This is a genomic window from Pseudoalteromonas sp. 1181_04 (genome assembly GCF_052850545.1).
Map to the genome: position 1 here is coordinate 181,261 of NZ_VXCS01000005.1, position 22,043 is coordinate 203,303.

The 22,043-nt window shown below is 40.6% G+C and carries 16 protein-coding genes; 8 read left to right on the plus strand and 8 right to left on the minus strand.

Annotated features, from left to right (window positions below):
• The first annotated feature begins 26 nt into the window (after positions 1–26).
• Positions 27–770, plus strand: a complete 744-nt coding sequence (locus FW757_RS05830; RefSeq protein ID WP_149980340.1) for a zinc-dependent metalloprotease family protein — start codon at positions 27–29, stop codon at positions 768–770.
• A gap of 112 nt (positions 771–882) precedes the next feature.
• On the opposite strand, the gene FW757_RS05835 is transcribed toward FW757_RS05830, so the two are convergent.
• On the minus strand, positions 883–2,094 hold the full coding sequence (locus FW757_RS05835; protein ID WP_182717323.1) for an alkaline phosphatase family protein: 1,212 nt from the start codon (positions 2,092–2,094) through the stop codon (positions 883–885).
• 203 nt (positions 2,095–2,297) lie between these two features.
• Between FW757_RS05835 and dgt the strand changes: the two genes are divergently transcribed.
• Complete coding sequence (dgt, locus tag FW757_RS05840) at positions 2,298–3,761, plus strand: dGTPase (protein WP_182767376.1); 1,464 nt, start codon at positions 2,298–2,300, stop codon at positions 3,759–3,761.
• A gap of 74 nt (positions 3,762–3,835) precedes the next feature.
• Entirely contained in the window at positions 3,836–5,353 is a 1,518-nt protein-coding gene (locus FW757_RS05845) for a hypothetical protein (protein ID WP_182767377.1), read from the plus strand.
• Positions 5,354–5,427: 74 nt separating this feature from the next.
• Here the strand turns inward: FW757_RS05845 and FW757_RS05850 are convergent, their stop codons facing one another.
• The 6 genes from FW757_RS05850 to FW757_RS05875 all read right to left on the minus strand — a co-directional run bounded on the left by FW757_RS05850 (position 5,428) and on the right by FW757_RS05875 (position 12,708).
• Positions 5,428–6,087 (minus strand): hypothetical protein, encoded by a 660-nt coding sequence (locus tag FW757_RS05850; RefSeq protein ID WP_182739343.1) that lies wholly within the window; start codon positions 6,085–6,087, stop codon positions 5,428–5,430.
• Between the two features lie 364 nt (positions 6,088–6,451).
• Positions 6,452–7,117 carry a class I SAM-dependent methyltransferase gene (locus FW757_RS05855; protein ID WP_149980345.1) on the minus strand — a complete coding sequence of 222 codons (666 nt, stop codon included), beginning with the start codon at positions 7,115–7,117 and terminating at the stop codon, positions 6,452–6,454.
• A 9-nt stretch (positions 7,118–7,126) separates the two neighbouring features.
• The gene (locus FW757_RS05860) at positions 7,127–10,768 is read right to left on the minus strand and encodes an AAA family ATPase (RefSeq protein WP_446440975.1); all 3,642 of its coding nucleotides are present in this window, start codon (positions 10,766–10,768) and stop codon (positions 7,127–7,129) included.
• Complete coding sequence (locus FW757_RS05865; protein WP_446440976.1) at positions 10,765–12,009, minus strand: exonuclease SbcCD subunit D; 1,245 nt, start codon at positions 12,007–12,009, stop codon at positions 10,765–10,767. The genes FW757_RS05860 and FW757_RS05865 overlap by 4 nt, the downstream gene beginning before the upstream one ends.
• Before the next feature lie 76 nt (positions 12,010–12,085).
• On the minus strand, positions 12,086–12,325 hold the full coding sequence (locus tag FW757_RS05870; protein WP_145238872.1) for a hypothetical protein: 240 nt from the start codon (positions 12,323–12,325) through the stop codon (positions 12,086–12,088).
• Positions 12,326–12,453: 128 nt separating this feature from the next.
• On the minus strand, positions 12,454–12,708 hold the full coding sequence (locus FW757_RS05875; RefSeq protein ID WP_182739345.1) for a hypothetical protein: 255 nt from the start codon (positions 12,706–12,708) through the stop codon (positions 12,454–12,456).
• 305 nt (positions 12,709–13,013) lie between these two features.
• Here FW757_RS05875 and FW757_RS05880 point away from each other — a divergent pair, with 305 nt between their 5' ends.
• From FW757_RS05880 to FW757_RS05895, 4 genes are all read left to right on the plus strand, one after another.
• Positions 13,014–15,455, plus strand: a complete 2,442-nt coding sequence (locus FW757_RS05880; protein WP_182797653.1) for a M1 family metallopeptidase — start codon at positions 13,014–13,016, stop codon at positions 15,453–15,455.
• Positions 15,455–15,964 (plus strand): DUF6702 family protein, encoded by a 510-nt coding sequence (locus FW757_RS05885; RefSeq protein ID WP_182797654.1) that lies wholly within the window; start codon positions 15,455–15,457, stop codon positions 15,962–15,964. The genes FW757_RS05880 and FW757_RS05885 overlap by 1 nt, the downstream gene beginning before the upstream one ends.
• Positions 15,965–16,134: 170 nt before the next feature.
• The gene (locus tag FW757_RS05890; RefSeq protein ID WP_182717332.1) at positions 16,135–16,770 is read left to right on the plus strand and encodes an HAD family hydrolase; all 636 of its coding nucleotides are present in this window, start codon (positions 16,135–16,137) and stop codon (positions 16,768–16,770) included.
• 167 nt (positions 16,771–16,937) lie between these two features.
• The gene (locus tag FW757_RS05895) at positions 16,938–17,663 is read left to right on the plus strand and encodes a YebC/PmpR family DNA-binding transcriptional regulator (RefSeq protein WP_182761151.1); all 726 of its coding nucleotides are present in this window, start codon (positions 16,938–16,940) and stop codon (positions 17,661–17,663) included.
• A gap of 205 nt (positions 17,664–17,868) precedes the next feature.
• Here the strand turns inward: FW757_RS05895 and FW757_RS05900 are convergent, their stop codons facing one another.
• Positions 17,869–20,046, minus strand: coding sequence for a malate synthase G (locus FW757_RS05900; RefSeq protein WP_446440977.1), 2,178 nt, complete (start codon positions 20,044–20,046; stop codon positions 17,869–17,871).
• A 256-nt stretch (positions 20,047–20,302) separates the two neighbouring features.
• Between FW757_RS05900 and FW757_RS05905 the strand changes: the two genes are divergently transcribed.
• The gene (locus tag FW757_RS05905; protein WP_446440978.1) at positions 20,303–21,904 is read left to right on the plus strand and encodes an isocitrate lyase; all 1,602 of its coding nucleotides are present in this window, start codon (positions 20,303–20,305) and stop codon (positions 21,902–21,904) included.
• Positions 21,905–22,043: the final 139 nt, after the last annotated feature.

Below are 22,043 nucleotides of genomic sequence, written 5' to 3' on the forward strand. Positions count from 1 at the left end.
ATAAACACAACCAAAAAGGAACTAACATGAATAAACGACTAATTCCCTTAGCTGCATTTTGTGCATTAGGTATGACAGCAACTAGCCACGCTGCGACAATTGATATTGCGATTTTATATACAGATCAAGCGGCGGCTGCCACTGCAAACATTAATACTAAAATTAACCAGTATATTGCCTTTAGTAACCAGGTTTACAGTCAAAATGGTATTGATATTACGCTTCGATTAGTTGGTAGCGAAAACTTAGGAAATCATGCGATTACACCTTCAAGTAGCTGGTTAAATTCAGTCACTAACAGTAGCTATATTCAAGGCTTACGCAATAGCTGGGGTGCTGATATGGTCGCGGTACTTGGCACCGGTCAAAGCGCTGGCAGTAACTTAATTTCGTGTGGTATTGCGTGGGTTGGCAGTGGCAGTAACGGCAATTTATATAGCTCAGTAAGTAACAGTATGTACAGCATTACAGCGGTAGATTGTGGAGCAACAACCTTCGTACATGAATTGGGCCACAATCAAGGCTTAGCGCACTCTCGTAAGCAAGGCGATACCGCCGGTGGTGTTTATGTTGATGGTATGGGCCATGGCGTACAAAATCAGTTTGCCAGTATTATGGCGTACCCTCATGTGTTTGGAAGTGCCACGCAATACGATTACTTTTCTAACCCTAGCTGGGATGTTAATGGTATCCCCTATGGTGTAACTGGTGAGTCGTTTGCATGGCGTACAGTAAATGCCACTAAAGACAGTATTGCTAACTTTAAATAGCGTTTATTTTTAGTACATAGTTTTTTCCCTTTTGAGCGCATTTGCGCTCTTTTTATTATTTAATTAAACCAAACCTAATTATGATAGATTTATTACTCAAAGATCAGCTTAGTTAGTTTAAAGCAGGCCAAAGTGTTGCACCATCGCCATCGATTGCATTGAGCACTTTAATTCCCAGTACTTTGGCAATAAGTGGATATATATCTAAATTATTTACTTCATCGATTACTAATGAATTTTTAAATGCTGGGCCATTGGCAATAAAGGTTGCCGCCATATCTTCGCTATACGCATAGCCATGGGTACCTAAATAGCTTACTTTACCGGTATCAGCAAAACTTCTTGGTGCTGTGGTTTGTAAAATAATATCACCAGTTCGGCCATTGTTAGCATAGTGATAAAGCTTACGTTGTTCATCACTTAGCACGGTATAGCGCCCTTTTGCTGCTTTCGTTAAGTGTTGTTTATATGCTGTGATCTCAGCTTTTGTAGTGCCCTTATTAGCATAGATCAATACTCTCGGTCCGGTATTTTTAACCATAAACTTGTCGTCTTTCGGTAAGCTGCTGATAGCAATACTTTGGTTTGGCTCAACGGTACTCATACCATGATCGGAGACAATCACTAAGTTAACATTTTGCTCTAGTTCATTAAGACGTTGCTGTAATTGCCCCATTAATACATCTACTTCTTTTACCGCTTGCTTGGTTTGCTCAGCATCAGGCCCATATTCATGGCCCATACTATCTACCAGTGAAAAATAACTAACAACTAATTGCGGGCGCTGCGCTGCTGGCAATGTTAGCCATTGAATAATTTGATCAACACGATTTTGATAATCACTGTGTTTTGAATAATGGTAAAAGTAATCCGGCAGCATGCCATTAAATCGCGCATCCGATTCTGGCCAAAAATAAGCGGCTGATTTTAATCCTTGCATCGACGCCAAATTCCACAGTGGAATACCGTTGAACCATGTGCTGTCGTCTTTCCCTTTTCCCATGCTATAGCATTCATTTCTTTGTGTATCGCAAAAGCGGTTATCTACTACGCCATGATTAATTGGCAATAAACCTGTAATAATAGATATATGATTAGGAAACGTTTTAGTCGGATATACCGGGCGCATTTTAGTTGCGCGAACTCCCGATTTAGCTATTGCGGCTAAATTTTTAGCACCGTGTTTTTCGATGTAATCCCAGCGGAATCCATCAAGAGAAACAAGTACTACGGTATTACTTGCAGAGTTTTTATCGTCTTTAGCGTGGCTAAAAGAGCTATAAATGAGCAATGCTAATAACAGAAAACTTAAAATAGGCTTCATTGTATTACTACCTTTGTTGGGCATTATTGGTAATCAGAAGATAAACAAATACGTTACGATATGCTTATGTTTAATATGCAGTGTACCGCTATTTTATGACCGTGATAATTATTAATAGATAAATTTATGTGCGAACAGCAGTCATGGATATTAATTTAGTAAACAAGCTGTTAGATTAAAAGTAGACAATAAAAGGAGCGTCTATGATCGATTTCAGCAAAAAAATAACGTCAGCGCGTGAGCTGCGCTCAACCCCTAATTTACAGATGGCGTTAGAAAGCGATCGTGGCCGTATCATCAATAGTGCTGCAATTCGCCGCTTACAACAAAAAACGCAAGTGTTTCCGTTGGAGCGCAATGCTGCGGTACGCTCGCGGTTAACTCACTCTCTCGAAGTACAACAAGTTGGGCGTTTTATAGTGCAACGCATCTTTGCGAATTTAACGGCCAAACAACAAGCTGAATATGGCCTAACAGGATTAGAGAGGCCGCTAGAAAGTCTGGTTGAAATGGCCTGCTTGATGCACGATATAGGTAATCCACCGTTTGGTCATTTTGGTGAAGCTGCGATTAATCACTGGTTTAACGCAAATTTAGCAACGCTTACCCCTCAGCGCTGCGCCGATCCACACACGGGAATTGGCTTAATATTTAAACATTTAGCACAAGATATTTGTAACTTTGAAGGTAATGCGCAAGGTATCCGTATTGTACACTCACTATTATCACTTAATTTAACCTATAGCCAAACGGCTGGTATTCTAAAATACACGCGTCCGGCAAGTATGGCGAAAGAAGATATACCGCGAACTAAAAATTATTTGATGAAAAAAGTAGGCTTTTACTACAGTGAAAAAAACTTTGTTGAAAGATTGCAAAAAGAGCTATTCATCGAACCACAATGTCGCCATCCCGCCAGTTATATAATGGAAGCGGCTGATGATATTTCATATTGCTTAGCTGATATTGAAGATGCCGTAGAAAAGGGCATCATTACTGTTGAGTTATTATGCGATAAACTCAAACAGCATTATCAAAAAGTGTTAACTAATCTTACCATTGACGATGTAGAGCATCAGCACGTGGTTGAAAAAGCAGTTAACTATGCCCTAGATAAGGCCGCTCAGCAACCTTATAACTTTAATAGCGAGTTTTTTATTTATTTACGGGTAACTCTACTCCACCCTCTGGTTAATTATGCGGCCAAACGTTTTATAGATAATATTGAAGCGGTTTATCATGGTGATTTTAATCAAGCCTTGTTAGAAGACCGCAGTCATTTACATGCTATAACCACCACTTTGAAACAAGTGGCGTTTGAATATGTGTTTTCACATAAGGAAGTCGGTAAACTTGAATTACAAGGCTATCGAATTATCAATGGATTACTTGATTGTTATAAGCCATTACTGCTGCTAAGTCATGATGACTTTAAACGGGTGCTCAAAGGGGATGGTCGTTTCTTAATTGAAACACGGTTACTCAAAAAGCTTTCGAAAAAGCATTTAAATAGCTATTTACAAGCCATTGAAGCGATGCAAGCAGAACCCGATCATGTACTCGCTTATGAGTTTTATTATCGCTGTCGATTTATTCAAGATTATATCAGCGGCATGACAGATCAATTTGCTTACGATGAATACCGTACCTTGATGGTAATTGATTAGCAAAACACACTGCTAGATAAATTTGCGCACAACTATTAAACTGGGTTTATTGTGTTATTTTGTTTAATAGATTTATGATGGCTCACGTATTACGACTTTGCTTATTTATTTTATTTACTTTTAGTTTCAATAGCTTTGCTAAATACAGTGAAGCTATGTGCATTTTGTATAAACAACAAATGCAGCAATACAGCGATAATACAAGTAGCCGTAGTTATCGAAATGCGGCAAAAGATTATAAAAACAACTGCAGTAACCCACCTCCAGCAGCGTCTCAAGCGCAACCAGCACCTGTAGTGATTGCACCAAAAACACATGTTGATAATAAAATAAAATCTACATTAGAGACGCAAAACTCGACTGTAAACCCCCTTGACAGCAATTCGTCAGTAGCCAAAAATGAGCCAGCAGAAGTTCAAAGGGAGGCGTCTGTAATTGTTGAAAATGTTGAGAATGTCCAAAGTATTGAAGTTGAGCAAAAGAGCAGCGCAGAAACCACAGTCGAACAGCCGCTTGGGCAAAACAATGATGTAGTTGATGCTACACCCGAAGCAGTAATAATAAGCGAACCTGCGACGATAAAGGTAACAGCCCCAGAACCAGTGCGCACTGAGTCGGATTCGTTATTAATGCCAAGTTTATTGTTGTTAGTAGTTTTATTATTAGCTGCAATGTTGCTGCTGCGCTTACGCGCTAACAAAAAAGCAGCAGTTGAAACTGCACCGCTAATTCCTGCAACTGATAAGGCTTCAAGTACAGAAGCCGCTGAATCAAAACCAACCCCCGCAAAGGCTGAGCCCATAGCAAGCGAATCCACTGTTGCGCCAAAAAAAGCGGTTATAGCAGAGCAAGTAGCGATTGCAACTCCACAAACTGAAGTGATAAGTGCAGACGATGTAAACGTAAAAGTTGAGTTAACGCAGCGGCTTTTTAAAAATGAGCATGATTTTAAAGAGCCTGAAGTGCGTATGTTTGATCCTGATGCGCCATTACCAGGTCAGAAGCCACAACAACCTAAAAATGTCATAAAGCCTGCGACGATAAATGTTAAAGCTGATCTTGATACTAATTTAGAACCACACCAAACGACCACAACAGAGCTCGATAGCGAAGCTGAGCAATTACCTAAAATGGATGATGAAAACGTTATTCATTGCGCAACGAATGAAGTAGCAAATGAAATTGTCCATTCGGATGCTGTTAATAGTAGTGGCCAAGTGCTCACATCAGGCCTTTCGCAAATGAGGGAAGTTAAGCTATCAACGACCGTGGATGTTCAACCACAAGCTGATACTTTAACGGTAACTGACAGTGATGATGAAATAGCACAGGCGCTTGCGGCATTAAACGATGAATTAGCAGCAGAGCAGCATAGTGCATCAGAGCACGATGAAAGAGATGATATATCTGGCGCATTTGTAGCAGATCCAAATCAGAGTAAAGCTAACCCATTTGCTAATTTATCACTCGACCCTACTTGGGATCCAAATTCAAAAGAAAAGCCGACGATTGTCCCGAAAAAAACAGTGCCAAAATCAGCCAAATTAATTGCAGCACAAGAGCGTGCAAAACAGTTAAAAACCGACGATTAATTTATTAATTGTCGCTGGAGATTGATTCTCCAAAGCTCAGACTATTTCGTTTAGTAGCAGCCTGCTCTGGGCTGTTACTTGCTGCTATAAATTACTTTATTGGTATGAGTTAAGATTACGAACCGCTTCACCCTTTTAGCATGTCGCCAACTAAAAAATAAAATCACAACGGTAATAAACAAACAAATACAGACAATCCCCATTAATGAAGAAGCATGTTGTAATAAGCTTGTTTGGGGGAGTGACTTTACGTTTTGAGTAGCTAAACTAATCGATTGCATGCCTTTTCTGGGTAGGATGATTTCATAGACATGATCATTAGGTTGTACTTCGGCACGTTGTAAGTTGCCCGCTGTTTGCCATTGTAATTCAAACTGTTGGCGTTTTTTTCGCTGATGCTCCGTACACCAAAGTGCATTAATGGTGGCGTTTTCTTTAGTTTTACAGCGCGCTGGCAACTCATAAAAATTGCGCCATGCAGTCTGTTTTGCCGTGTTGTTATATGAGTGTAGATAAAAACCAGCTGTTATTGGTGATTCAATTATATTCGCGAAGCTGTCTTTATCGGTTGATGTTGTGATGTTTTCTCTGCGATTACAAAAATCAGCTAGTCGAGTTAATAGTGTTGTGTCAGGTTGTTCTAATTGCGGTTGTGTCAAAGGGGAGTAAACAGCGGATGCAGTACATAGCGGGCTGAAACTGAGGGAGATTAATATAAAAATCCATTTTTTCATTAGTTACGTCCTGTAAAAGATGAACTTACAGCCTACCATTATTTTTTGTTATTGCAAACTTTATAGGTACAAAAAAATAAGACGGTAACCGTTAAAAGCTTATATTTGGCTTGAAAGCACATGAAAAAATTATTATTGATTCTAAGTGTGTCAGTACATTGTTGTTAGTGGGATGATACACAATCCCAAGTAATGGTGGTTTTATTAGACCTAATACGAATCTATTTGGTTAGGGTAAGATATTGAAAAATAAAGTGTCAATATTAAAACCGTTAACCAGCGTTGGGTAAACGGTTTTAAAAATGCTTTAATGCATGTCTAGGAAGTAATAGAGCATTGTGAAAGGTAAATTATTAGTTTACGTTTAGCGTTTTTGTGCCACATAACCACTAAAACCAAGTGTTTTAAAATACAACTTGCCACTATTGAAGCCTGTTTCATCGAGTAAGTCGGCAAGACGAATTCTATCAAGTGGGAAAAACTCATGCTCAAAATTATGCTGCATGCGCTCTACCCCTGTTTCAGTTAAGCCTAATTGTTTGCTGAGTATCAATTGGGCATCACGCTCAAAAAGTGTTTCTGGACGCATTAAATCGGCTAAATATAATTGCCCATGTGCTTTTAGCTGTGTGCTAATTGCTTGCAACATGGCTTTTTTATCGCCGTTATCTGCCACAAAGTGCATCACTAATAAGCATAATGCGGCATCCGCTTGTTGTTTAAGTTCGGATGGCGAGCCTAAGTGTAAAGTAACCCGCTCACTGATCCCAAGCTCAACAAATCGTTGCTTTGCGATATCGAGCATGTCTTGTGAGGTATCTTGTGCAGTAAAATGCCATTTAGGCTGCAAGGCAGCAAGGAGGGCGACTTCTTTACCGGTACCGGCGCCTATTACCAAAATATGTGCTTCATCGCCGAGCGTTGCTTGTAGTTGCGCTGCGGTACTGTTGTGCAGTAATTCATACCCCGGTACTAAACGAGGAATGCGAGAATCATACTGCGTTGCTTCGTCTTGTGTAAATGTTGGCATTACTATTCCTTAAATAATTGTAACAGTCGAATAGCCACCAGGTTTCTTGGCGACATGAACTTGGGTAGCAACCCGTTCTGTCATTTGAGATACATGGGAGATCACGCCCACTTTGCGCCCCTGCGCTTGTAATGAATCAAGTGCATCCATGGCAATGCTTAATGTTTCACTGTCTAACGTACCAAAGCCTTCGTCAATAAACAAAGAGTTAATACTTACTTTATTGGATGACAAAGATGCAAGGCCCAGCGCAAGTGCCAACGAGACTAAAAACGACTCGCCGCCGGATAAGGTATTAACTGAACGTTGCTCATCGGCCATGTCCTTATCAACAATGGCGATATCCAAGGTTTGCTCAATAGCTGTAAGTTCATAGCGTTTGTTTAACGTTCGTAAGTGGCTGTTTGCATAGTGTAATAATATTTTTAGCGTTTGCGTTTGTGCTAAGTTACGCATGGTTTTACCCGTTGCATCACCCAAGACTTTATTAAGTACATGCCATTGCTCGACGTGTTTTTGCAAGGTTGCCAATTCAGTTTGTTTGCCTTGCAGCGCCTGACGGTTTTGATTGTGCTGTTCAAGTACAGTATTAGTTGCAAGCTGTGCTTTGTGCTGCGCAGCTTGCTGATCGTTTAAATTGGCTAACTGTTGAATAAGCTCAGCATGGCTTTGCTTAGGTTTATCGCTGTTTTGATGCTGTAAGTAAGCGTGTTTGTGCTGCTTTAACGCGGCATTTTCATCTATTAAAGCTTGCGCTAATTGTTCATGTTGCTTTAAATGCGTTTTAATTTCATCGCTACTTAGTGTTAGTAAAATTGTGACCTGTTCGTGGCTTGCATCGCTGTAGCGGCTTTTAAATTCAGCAAACCATTGATTATAGCGAGTATCGAGGTCGGCTTGTTCTTGCGTATTTTCAAGTAGCCGTTGCTCGAGGCCTTGCAGCGTTATCGCGTGCTCGTCGCGTTGTTTTATCGCGTTATCGTGCGCTTTTTGGCTGCGCTGAAGCTGTGCTTGGCATTGCTCTTGTTGAGCAGCTAGCTTCGTTTGGTAGTCGTCAGCACTAATGTGTTCATTATTAAATAGCGCTAAGCGTTCACTTTGCGAGCTGCTATGTTGTTGCTGTGCTTTGGCTAAATCATCATTTAGGTTTTTTAAGATTAGCTTCGCATCACTGATCAGCGGTGTAAACTGCTGCATCTGTTGGTCAGCGCTATCGAGTTGTTTTTGCGCTTGCTCAAGTTGCTCTTGGTTGTGCTGATATTGCTCAACTTGCTGGTTTAACTCAGTTAAATCAAGCGTATTATTTTGCAGTTGTTGCCAAAATTGAGCCTCTTGAAATTGTGAACCAAGGGTCGCGGTTAGCTCATTAATTTGTGTGCTTAGTTCACTTAGCTTGCTATTGAGCTGGCTTTGTTGATTGCTTAGTTCAAGGTGGCGTGTATGTAACTGTTGTTGAGCTTGCTGCTCATTTTTAAAGATACTTTGCAGTTGGTTTACCTGCTCTTGCAAGTTGCGCTGTTGTTTTTGTGTTGCATAATACTGTGTTTTTTGTTCATTGAGCGCAATGTAACTGGCCTCCAATTGCTCTGAGGTTAAGTCATTAAGTTCAGTGCGGGCCGCTTGCATGGTATGTTTTATTTCAAGCTGTTTAGTCTGTGCAGTCTGTACCGCTTGGCTGTGTTGTGTGTGTTCAGCAACGAGCACAGCATGCTGAGTTTGATGCGAGTGAAGCTCTGCTAGGGCATTTTCGTAGTGCTGTTTTGCATTTTTATAGTCATTTTCAAAAGCAGCGATCAAGTTAGTTAATTGCTGATCTGCGAATGGGTGTTCGGTTGCTCCACATACCACACAAGGTTCATTTGGCGTAAGTTGAGCACGTAAATGTTCGACACTTTCGCTGGCACGCAAGCGAGCTTGATTTAGTGCGTATTCACTGTGTTTAAGCGTTTGTTCTCGTGTTACAAGGTTCTGGGTTAGCGTTGTTTGTGTTTGCTCGCCCTGACTTAGTTTGCTTGCAATAACACTTTGTTGTTGCGTGCTTTGCTTTAGCTCTTGATTAAACTGTTTGTAACGCTCGCGTTGCTCTTTTAAGTAATCGATACTTTTAAGTTTGGCATCACATTGCTCAATATTAAATTGGCCGTGTTGCTTGTTGAGTTGATCAAGCTTTTGTTGTTCGCTTAAAAGTGTTTGTTCGCTTAGCGTCAGTTTTTTAGTTTGTGTTTCCAGCTGCTCGTTTTGCCTTATAAGCTCAGCTGCTAACTGTGTACTTTGTTCAGTCGTTGTTGCAAATTGCTGCTTAGCGTGCAAAAACTGATTGAAGCTATGCTGATAGTAATTCCAATCACTCGCTAGTTGCTTTAGTTGACTATGCTGGGTTAGCCATTGCTGGTGTTGCTCGGAATGTTTTTTTGCTTGTTGATGACTTACTTGGCTTTGTTTAAATTGCTGCTGTAAATGAGTAAGTTGTTTTTGCTCTTTTTCATTTTGCCTTGTAATGCTGGTTATTGTTTGTGTTTGCATCGCAAGTTGATTGTCGAGCTCACGCGCTTTAGCAATGATTGGTTCTGCGCTTTTTTGCTGTTGTTTCGCCGTTTGCAAGCTCTCGTTGTGCTTTTCAAGTGCGCTGGCAAGATCAGTAATGAGTGCCGCGTGATCGATACTCTTTAAATCATTTACCTTGGTATTTAGTTCATTATTTTGCGCCGTTAAGCTTTTAAAACGATTGCGATTGTCTTTAATTTCCAGTGCACTTTGCGCTTGTTTAGCCTGTTCACTTTGTGTTGCAATGGCTTTAAGCGCTGTACTGGCTTGTTGTTGATTTTGTTGTGCTAGATTCAGTGCTTGCTCTAAGCTATTGGCTTGCTTATACCAGTTTATACCCTGCTCGATGCCAGCTAAGGTTTTTGTAGTATCTTCAATTTGCTGTTTTAAATCATCAAGTAGTTGAGTTTTCGCGGCAAGTTCTTCGTCGGTGAGTAAGGTATAACTGGCTAAACTGGCTTTGAGCAATTCGAGTTTATTTAGCTGTTCTTTATGGCGCTCAAAAATACGTTTACCAATCAAGCTAAATTTATCTGTGCCAGTTAAGCATTCTAAAAGCTGGGCTCGTTCATCACCCGTGGCCTTTAAAAATGCCGCAAACTCATGTTGCGCTAATAATACCGCCCGCGAGAATTGTTCAAAGTTGAGCCCTATTTTACTTTCGACTTCTTTTATGGTGTTGCTTTTATCAGCTATTAGCGTTTCGTCTGGCAAAGTATAGAGGCTGTGCTCAGCTACTTTTAACTTGCCGGTTATTTTTTTATGAGTTCTTTGAATGGTATAGCGCGCGCGATAGAGCTGTTTATCTTGGCCTAAAAAATCGACCTCGGCAAAACCTTCCCATTTACCCTTACGTAATAAGTTACGTGGGTCATTTAACTTTATACTGTCGCCATTAAAATCTATTAAGTTACCTTTATCACCTCTTAATCGAGCTGTTTTGGTATAAAGGGCTAAGCAAATCGCATCTAAAAAAGTGCTTTTTCCTGCACCGGTGTCGCCCGTTATGGCAAATAAACCAGCATCCCTTAACGGTGCTTTTGTAAAGTCGATTTCGGCGTCAACAATTGAGGCTAAGTTATGGATGCGTACTGCGGTTATTTTCATAGTTGTTCTTGCTCCGCAAGTTCGCTTATTACATCGTTTAAAAGGGTTTTTAGCTCATCCGGGACAGCTTGCCCCGCCATGTCTTTGTTATTGGCAAACGCTTGCTCTAATAACATTTGCGGGTTGAGCATCTCGACTTGGCTTAAATCTTCAAAGACAGTTAAACGCTGCTCTTTATTTTGCTGACGAACGCGTTCTATGCCACAAAAGCGCACTTCTTTGTTCTCTAGTGCTTTTTCAATTTGCTCTCGAAAAGTTGTATCGGTATCACCTGCACTAAGCTTTACTCTTACATACGGAGCTTGGCTATATTGGCTTAGGTCTAGGCTCGATAGTTGTTGGCATAATTGTTCAAGAGGTACGCACTCTCCTTCAGGTAATAAAATCACTTCTGTTGGGCGAGGAATGTAAAGGGGGTTTACAGTCACTGCAATCGCATCATCAGTGGTGGTTGTAAACTCAGCAACACATACTTGGTGTTTATAGTTGCGCTCTGAAAACGACATCGGCATTGGTGTACCGCTATAGCGTATAGTCTCGGACTTTGCGACTATTTGCGCTTTATGCAAGTGGCCCAGGGCAACGTAATCAGCATGATTGCTAAACACGTTTGCTGTGACTGATTCTTCTCCGCCAATTATCAAATTTCGCTCAGAATCACTAGAGATATCGCCGCCCTTGGCATGTAAGTGCCCCATCACTATTAGCGGCGTTGTTGCAGGCTTATCAATGAGCGCATGCTCAATACTTAGCTGGTACGCCTTAGCTATGCCTTGAGCGTAATCGTGACCGTTTTCAGTGTGACTAAGTGAACTAACATCACTGGCACGTAAAAATGGCATTGCAACGATATGAGCTGTTACAGGGTTGCTATTTAAACGCAGTACCACATCTGCTGGACTATTCGCATCAAAACGGCCTACGACCTGAGTATCAAACTGAGCAAGCAGCGGCTGGGCAGCCATTATGCGATTTGCAGAATCATGATTACCGGCAATAAGCACTATTTGTAATGCAGGGCAGTGTTTTTTAGCATCTTTTATAAATTGGTAGAGTTGATTTTCACTGCTAGCAGGCGGGGTAGCTGTGTGATAAATATCACCAGCGACTAACAGCAGATCTATTTGTTGTGTGATGAGCGTGTCTATGAGCCAACTGAAAAACACCTGATGCTCTTGGCAGCGATTGTGTTCGTAAAATTGTTGGCCTAAATGCCAATCTGAGGTATGTAAGACTTTCATGTCACGCTCTTAAAAAACAGTTAAGAGCGTCAATATACCCAAGCTAAATTAAGATGCAAGGGCACAAGCTGAATCTTTAACTTGTTAGGTTATACCAAGCAAAGATCACCATGGGTAAAGCTAACAATGCCAGCACTAATGGTACTTTGAGAGCTTTGGTTTGTTTGGCCTGCAGTACTTTTAACGCATTCGTTTCGTTACAGGCAGCTACTTTATCAATATAAAAATAACCTGAATCTAAATACTGTTTACAACTTTGTTCATCTGCTGGAATTGCAATTACTTCTTGTTGTTTTTTTAGGATATAAAAATCCATATGCCCACCGCATTTTACTAGTATGTTGAAACACTTTTGAGGAGAAAAGCGATGCTTTTAACCCCCTCAAATCAAAAAAGTGGGCGATTTTAAATACAAATGACTATAAAGGTCAACTAAAGAATTCATTATTTAGCCATTAATACAAAAATAGCCGAAATTAAGCTAAAAGTTATGCTTATAACCACCAAACTACTGCATAAAACAAGCCACTTTTTACGTTTTTTACTATGTTTTGGAAAGCGAGCGAGTGCGTCGTTTTTATCGCAAGCCGCAACGACTTCAACAAACTTAAAGCCCCGCTTTTGATATTCATTTAGTTGCTTAGTCTGAGCTGGAATTGCCGCAACACTATTATCTTTTTTTACAATGTAAAATTTCATCGGTTACCCCTGCAAGCTGTCAGCTAACTTATTCAATACTATGGTATGAGGGTTTACTACTCATCGTTTAGGTTAACGTGTTTACAAACTGTAAAGCTAACTGTAATTGACTTGCATTAATTAAGCCTGAATTTCGTACAAAAGTTGCTGTAAACCCCCTTTACAATAATTGCCTTGTTGTTAATCATCAGTATTTAAGAATAAGTTATTTTTTACCCTATAAATGCGGCGGTTTATCGCTATTTCATTGAATATATCTCACTATTTTGACAAAGTATGCTTACGAAAAATTAACAGGATTAATTATGAAAAAAGCAGTTGTAACTTTAGGGGCTATATTTTTACCGTTAGCTCTCTCAAGTACTGTTATGGCTTCTGCAGTTGAGCAAACAAAAGGCAGTTATGTTGATAAGTTTCGCCAACTTGATGAAGTGCTGCCTACACCGAATGTTTATCGTAGTGCAGCAGGTGAGCCTGGTGAAAAATATTGGCAGCAGCATGTTAATTACGACATCGATGTAAAGCTTGATGAAAATGCACGTCGCTTAACAGCAAGTCAAACCATAGAGTATAAAAATAATTCACCGCACACACTCAAGTATTTATGGTTGCAACTCGATCAAAATATTTTTAAAAGCGACTCTATTGCAGAACGTACTGCTACATTTAACGGCTCTGCCCTACAGGGAGATCCACAACCAAAAGCAACTAAATTAAGTTTAAGTCAGTTACGTCGTCAACAATTTATGAGTGACAATGAACTTGGCTTTACAATTGCTAATGTTAAAGATGATAACGGTAAAGAATTAAAAGTCACAGTTGTTGATACACTAATGCGTATTGACTTAAATGAACCACTGAAACCAGGCAAAGACACTGAATTCAGCATGGACTTTGCTTTTAACATCGTCGAAGAAGATGCCGTTGGCGCTCGCTCTGGTTACGAGCATTTTGAAAAAGATGGCAACGACATATTCTTACTTGCTCAATGGTTTCCGCGTTTAGCTGCTTATACAGATTACGAAGCATGGACTAATAAAGCCTTTTTAGGCAGTGGAGAGTTTACGCTAGAATTTGGTGATTATGATGTTGAGATCACTGTTCCTGCCGATCATATAGTCTCTGCAACGGGTAAGCTTGATAATGCTAGTAGCGTGCTGACCCGTACTCAGCGAAACCGTTTAGAACAAGCCAAAAATACAAAGCGCCCAGTATTTATCGTTACTGAAGATGAAGCCTTAGAAAATGAAAAAGAAGGCACAGACAAGACCAAAACATGGCACTTTAAAGCTGAAAATGTGCGTGACTTTGCATGGGCGTCGTCGCGTAAATTTATGTGGGATGCAAAAGGTTATCAACAAGGCGGTAATGATCAGCCATTAGTGATGGCTATGTCATTTTTCCCCAAAGAAGGTGGCGATCTATGGAAGAAGTATTCGACCGAAGCAATCGTACATACAATGGAAGTTTATTCACGCTTTTCATTTGATTATCCATACCCTGTTGCGCAGTCAGTCAATGGTCCAGTAGGCGGTATGGAATATCCAATGATCACATTTAATGGCCCTCGAACTGAGTTACAGGATGACGGTTCGCGTACTTATTCACAAGCTGAAAAGCGCTTTTTAATTGGCGTGGTGATCCACGAGGTTGGTCATATTTATTTTCCTATGGTGGTGAACTCTGATGAGCGCCAATGGACTTGGATGGATGAAGGTTTAAACAGCTTTTTAGATGGTGTTGCTGGGCGTGAATGGGATCCAACTATTCCATGGGGGGTTGAACCACGTGACGTTGTTGCCTACATGAAGTCTGAAAATCAAGTGCCGGTAATGACTCAGTCAGACAGCGTACTGCGTTTAGGGCCTAATGCTTATACCAAACCTGCGGCCGCACTGAATATTTTGCGTGAAGTGATTTTAGGCCGTGAGCTGTTTGATTTTGCGTTTAAAGAGTACGCCCAGCGTTGGAAGTACAAGCGCCCTACCCCTGCTGATTTTTTCCGTACTATGGAAGAAGCATCAGGTGTTGATTTAGATTGGTTCTGGCGTGGCTGGTTCTATAGCACTGATCATGTTGATATCTCGCTCGATAAAGTCTATCAATTACGTTTAGATACTAAAAATCCTGATATAGATTTTAATCGCCTACGTGATATTGAAGCGGCTAAACCTATGCCACTATTTGTGGAACGCAATAAGGCTGAAGCTAAAAAGCTATGGGTTGAAGAAAACTCCGACGTAACTGATTTTTACGATGAAAACGACCGCTTCACTGTTACTAACAAAGAGCGCAACTCGTATAATAAATTCTTAAAAGGCTTAGAGCCATGGGAGCGTAAAGTACTCGATCGCGCAGTTGCAGAAGATAAAAACTATTACGTGCTTGAATTTTCGAATTTAGGCGGCCTAGTAATGCCAATTTTACTTGAGCTTAGCTATGAAGATGGTACTAAAGAAGAGCGTATGATCCCTGCCGAAATCTGGCGTCGCAACCACAAACATGTGCAAAAACTTATTATTACTGATAAGAACAAGCCTTTGGTATCAGTAACGGTTGACCCTCGTTGGGAAACTGCAGACGTAGATGTTGAAAATAATAACTACCCTCGTCGTATTATCCCTTCACGTATTGAAGTGTATAAAAAAGAGCAAAGTAAAGCCAAAGTCAGCCGCGATATCATGCACGATATTAAAACTGAGCTAAAAACAGGTGACGAAAAAGACAGCGATAAGGAGCAAGAATAATGCGTTTTATGCTTATTATTCTTGCTTTTATAGTTGCTATGCCAGCGATGGCGCATCAACTTAAAGCATCAGTAACTACAGTTTTATTTAATAAACGTACTAGTAATATTGAGCTAATGCATCGGTTTTATTTACATGATACCGAGCATGCTGTGGAGCATTTATTTGCCGGTGGTGCAGATATTATTAGTAATAAAGAAGATCAACAACGCTTTGTAGATTACATAGAATCACATGTTGCTTTACAAACACTAGATGGTGAGCCGCTAGTGTTGAAAGAAGTGGGTGCGCAAGTTGATGGTAAGTTTTTTTGGGTTTATCAAGAAGCGCCGATCCCAAAGGACATTAAAGGGATCCGTATGAGTCACGGCGCGCTGCGTGATTTATGGCCTGCGCAAGTGAATATGGTTAATGTTGAAGGTCAAGGCAAAGTGAAAACACTGCACTTTACCCAAGATGACACTTGGCTAGAAGCGCGCTTTGAACCAGCTAATACAGCGGTAGAGTAAACTAAGTAGGCAAATTTAAAAGTCCCCCAACCGACGCGCACAGTAGTTTTGTGCGCGTTTTTTATTAATTTTTATATTAAATACGAATATGTTCCTTTTCATATCTAATTGCGTAAACTATCTTAAAGTAAGTAATTTGGATGAAAATCAAATCATATACAAGGAGTGGTATGAATACGTATCAAAGTACAGTAGCTGGGGTTATTTTTGATTTAGATGGCACCTTAGTATCATCTGAACTTGATTTTACTCTTATCAAAGCTCAAGTCGGTTGCCCTGACGAGCATGATCTACTTAGTTTTATTGATGGCCTTCCGTCTCCTTACATGCGTGAGGAAGCAATGAATATTGTCCATCAGCATGAGCTTATTGATGCTCAACATGCAACGTTGTTACCCGGTGTAGCGCAAGCTATCGCGCGTTTAAAAGAGCAAGCAATACCAATGGCAATCGTGACACGTAATTACGACCGCGCTACTGCGCTGAAATTAAAAAATAATCCGTTGCCAATTCAAACTGTACTCACGCGTAGTGATGCCCCCCCTAAGCCAGATCCGAGTGCTTTGAATGCAATTGCAACGTTATGGGGAATAGATCAGCAACATATACTTTATGTTGGTGATTATCTTTATGATATCCAGGCTGCACATAATGCCAATATGCGTGCTTGTTTATATGCACCGAGTGATGTTCCTGCATATGCAGAACAAGCTGATTATATTCTGCACCATTTTTCTGAATTGCCTAAGTTAATAAATAATTTAGGGCAAACACGACAATCTCGACTTATAAATGCTTCAGTTTAAGTAGAATTTTAGTGTTATGTTAAATAGCGTGTTGTTTAACTTTTATAAGCGTAAGTACTGTTAAACGAAATGTCATAATTGTGATTTTGCAGTCATTTAATCACTAGCTCAATACTGCGCAAATTGTTAAAATGTTGCCAATATCGAGTTTCCAATAGAGGCATAAGATGGGCAGAGCATTTGAAGTACGTAAAAGCTCCATGGCGAAAACAGCCAATGCTAAAACCAAAGTTAATTCTAAGTACGGTAAAGAAATTTACGTAGCAGCAAAAAATGGTGAACCTGATCCAGAAGTAAACCAGTCGCTAAAACGCTTAATCGAACGCGCGAAGCGAGATCAAGTACCAGCACATGTCATCGAAAAAGCGATAGAAAAAGCTGCTGGCGGAGCTGGTGAAGATTATGCAACAGCCCGTTACGAAGGCTATGGCCCAGGTAACTGTATGGTGATTGTTGACTGTTTAACAGATAACCCAAATCGTACTATTAAAGATGTTCGCTTACCGTTTACTAAAACTGACTCAAAAATAGGTACACCAGGCTGTGTAGCACATATGTTTGATCATTTAGCTGTACTTGGTTTTAGTGGTGACGATGATGAAGTGGTACTTGAAGCTTTAATGATGGCTGATGTTGATGTAACCGATGTAGAAGTTGAAGATGGCAAAGTATCGGTTTTTGCTCCACATACCGAATATTACAAAGCAAAAACAGCATTAGAAGAGGCGTTTGCAGGTATTATTTTTGAAGTTGACGAAATCACCTTCGTGCCACAAGTGCATATAGAAATTACTGATGCCGATGTTATCGCTAATTTTGATAAATTTATTGCAATGTTGGAAGATTGTGACGACGTACAAAACGTTTATCATAACGCCACGGTAGTGAATTAGGCTGAAGTTATAAATTTAGCCAGTAGTAACACTAGTTTCGAGAAGATACAAAAGCGCATTTCATTGCTGGAATGTGCTTTTTTGTTGTTGATGGCTTATTTTTCTGAATGCTGATTATTCAGCAAAGTTATGGTTAAAGGATAATTTAAGCAAAAAAAACCAGCCCGAGGGCTGGCAATATGACACTAACAAACTCGAAGGGGAGTTATTGTTGCGCTTTATATTTTATACGAAACGCATGCAACAATGGTTCAGTATAACCACTGGGTTGTTTAACTCCTTCTAATACAAGGGCTAATGCCGCTTGATATGCAATACTTTGTGCTAAGCTTTGCACTGAATCAGCCATATTAACATAAGCCGGATCCTCTTCATTTTGGCTATCCACTACTTTTGCCATTTTCGCCATAGTAGTTTCTATTTGTGCTTGCGTGCATACCCCATGCTGCAACCAGTTAGCCATATGTTGGCTTGAAATACGCAGTGTAGCCCTATCTTCCATTAATCCTATATGGTTAATGTCAGGCACTTTAGAACAGCCTACACCTTGATCAATCCAACGTACTACATAACCTAAAATACCTTGAGCATTGTTATCCAGCTCTGCCTGAATATCTTCTTTGCTCAAACTATTAGGATCAACCATCAAAGGCGGAGTTAATAGTTCTGTTAAACTAGCTTGTTGACGCTGGGCAATCGCTTTTTGACAGGCAAACACATCAACGTCATGATAGTGCATAGCATGTAAGGTGGCTGCAGTAGGGGAGGGCACCCAGGCTGTATTAGCGCCTGCTTGCGGATGGGCAATTTTTTGCTCCATCATCAACGCCATTTTATCGGGCATTGGCCACATACCTTTGCCTATTTGTGCGCGACCACTTAACCCGGTTTGCAAACCGATATCGACATTTCTGTCTTCATAAGCATTGATCCAAGGTTGTTGTTTAATGGCTGCTTTTGGTAATACTACACCTGCTTGCATTGAGGTATGAATTTCATCACCTGTACGGTCTAAAAAGCCAGTATTGATAAATACCACACGTTGTTTAGCAGCATTAATACAGGCTTTTAAGTTCACCGATGTACGGCGCTCTTCATCCATAATGCCCATTTTGATGGTGTTTTTGGGTAACTGTAAAAGCTGTTCAATACGACTAAATAATGTATTGGTAAAAGCAACTTCTTCAGGACCATGCATTTTCGGTTTGACGATATTGATACTGGCTGCAGTTGAATTTTTTACCGGGCTATTGCCATTTAAGTCATGCAGTGCGGCAGTGACCGTGATCATTGCATCCATGATACCTTCAAATACGTCGCGGCCTTGGCTATCTTGAATCGCAGGGTTTGTCATTAAATGGCCAACATTACGCACAAACATCATACTACGCCCTTTTAGACTTAGCGGTTTGCCATCAATACCTGAATAACTGCGGTCTTTAGCGAGTGTACGCTCAATCGTTTTGCCATCTTTTGTGAATGACTCAGCGAGAGTGCCTTTCATTAAGCCTAACCAATTTTGATAAACTTGCACTTTATCTTCGCCGTCAACGGCGGCAACGGAGTCTTCACAATCCATAATGGTGGTAAGTGCAGCTTCGAGGAGGACGTCTTTTAAGCCCGCTTTGTCGGCGGCACCAATGCTATGATTATGATCTATTTGTAGCTCTATATGGAGGCCATGACTGAGTAATAAAATTGCCCTGGGGTTTTGTGCTTCACCTTGAAAACCAACAAGTTGCGCTGGTTGTTTTAAGCCTGTTTGTGAGCTATCACGTAAGGTGATGATGAGCTGCCCATTAACTACCGAATAATTAGTACTTTCAATATGTGAGCCATTTTCAAGTGGTAACGCTTTATCTAAAAACTGCCTTGCGTAGGCCATTACTTTAAAACCGCGAACAGGATTATAGTTGCTGCCTTTTTCAGCGCCATCTTCTTCGCTAAGTACATCAGTGCCGTATAAGGCATCGTATAACGACCCCCAGCGTGCGTTAGCGGCATTAAGTGCAAAGCGTGCATTACTTACTGGCACAACCAGCTGAGGGCCAGCTGTGCGGGCTATTTCAGGCTCAACATTTTCTGTCTCAATGCAAAAATTATCTGGCTCAGGGACTAAATAACCAATGTCAGTTAAAAACTGTTGGTATTGCGCTGCATCCCAGTGTTTATTTGCTAGGTGATAGCTATCAATTTGGTGTTGTAGGTCTTCACGCTTGACTAATAATGCACGGTTAAGCGGACTAAGATCATCAATAATTTCAGCAAATCCTTGCCAAAAGTGTTGTTCGCTAATACCTGTACCGGGTAGCAGTTGCTGGTTAACAAAATCGGCTAATTGGTTATCTACGGTTAATCCAAATTGGCTGTGAGAGAGTGTCATAATCGATATCCTTTTAAACGGTCGCGGTGCAATTGACTGCATGTGAGCAATCTTTTGTTAACCATAACCTAAAAATACGCAATAGGTGTTCTTTTAGCCATTCACTAAATATATAGCCAGCATAACAACTATAAATTTACTAAATCCAATAAATCGGCCTAATGTTGATTTAAGCGCTACAGAGCATTAACTCTTAGCCTCTCACACAACCATATAAATAAAATTTAGTTTTAACCCGTTCAGAGGATTTTTTATTATGACTACTTATCAACGTGAAACCGATACTTTAGCTACACTTTGTCAAGCACAAGGTAAAACATGGCAAGCAATTAATCCTGAATACGCAAGTCGTATGCGTTTGCAAAATCGTTTTCGTACGGGATTAGACATCGCTCAGTTTACAGCTGACATAATGCGTGAAGATATGGCTGCATATGATGCTGATACCAGCCAATACACACAATCGCTTGGTTGCTGGCATGGTTTTACTGCCCAACAAATGATGATGGCGATTAAACGTCACCAAAAAACCACTAAGCGTAGCTACGTATACCTAAGCGGTTGGATGGTTGCTGCGTTGCGCTCTGAGTTCGGCCCACTACCGGATCAAAGTATGCACGAAAAAACCTCAGTACCGGCGTTGATTGAAGAAATTTATACTTTCCTAAAACAAGCCGATGCTCGTGAACTTGACCATTTATTTAAAGACTTAGATAACGCCAAAGCAACTGGTGGTGATGTACAAGCGGTACTTGATAAAATAGATAACTTTGAAAGTCATGTGGTACCGATCATCGCAGATATTGATGCTGGTTTTGGTAATGAAGAAGCAACCTACTTACTCGCTAAAAAAATGATTGAAGCGGGGGCATGTGCTATCCAAATCGAAAACCAAGTTTCAGACGCGAAACAATGTGGTCACCAAGCAGGTAAAGTAACTGTGCCACACGAAGACTTTTTAGCAAAAATTAACGCCGTGCGTTATGCCTTTTTAGAACTGGGTATTGATAACGGTATTATTGTCGCACGTACTGACTCACTTGGTGCTAGCTTGACCCAAAAAGTGCCGGTATCACAAACACCTGGCGACCTTGCTAGTCAGTACAATGCGTTTTTAGAAACCACGCCAATTAACGGTGTTGAAGATTTAAATGAAGGTGATACGGCAATGAAGATGAACGGCCAATTATGTAAGCCGACTCGCCTTGATAATGGTTTATACCAATTCCGCGAAGGCACAGAAAAAGACCGTGTTGTACTAGATTGTATTACCAGCTTGCAATCGGGTGCTGATTTATTGTGGATTGAAACTGAAAAACCACATGTAAAACAAATTGCTGAACTGGTTAATCGGGTTAAAGAGCAAGTTCCTGACGCTAAACTGGTTTATAACAATTCACCTTCTTTCAACTGGACATTGAAATTCCGCGAGCAAGTTTATCAACAGTGGTTAGACGAAGGTAAAGATCTATCTGCTTATCCAAGTATTGATGATAATAAGGCACTAATGGCACCAGAGATGGATGCAACTGAACTTGCAGTCGCAGCAGATGAGTTAGTACAAAACTTCCAACGCGATGGCGCGCGCGAAGCTGGTATTTTCCACCACTTAATTACGCTACCGACCTATCACACGGCTGCATTGAGCACTGATATTCTGTCAGAAGGCTACTTTGGTGACTTAGGTATGCTGGCTTATGTACGTGATGTGCAGCGTCAAGAAATTCGCCGCGAACAAGCATCCGTTAAGCATCAAGACTTAGCAGGTTCTAACATGGGAGATACCCATAAAGAGTACTTCTCAGGTGAAAATGCGCTTAAAGCTGGCGGTGAAGCAAACACTATGAACCAGTTCTAACATAACAGTCCAACTCAACAATGTTACAAAGGGCCGCAAGGCCCTTTTTTTGATGCTAGCAATTACACAGGATATACAGCTTTACACCTGCTAACTTTACCGCTCAGATCAGATTTTAACTAAGGCTTGGATCAGTATT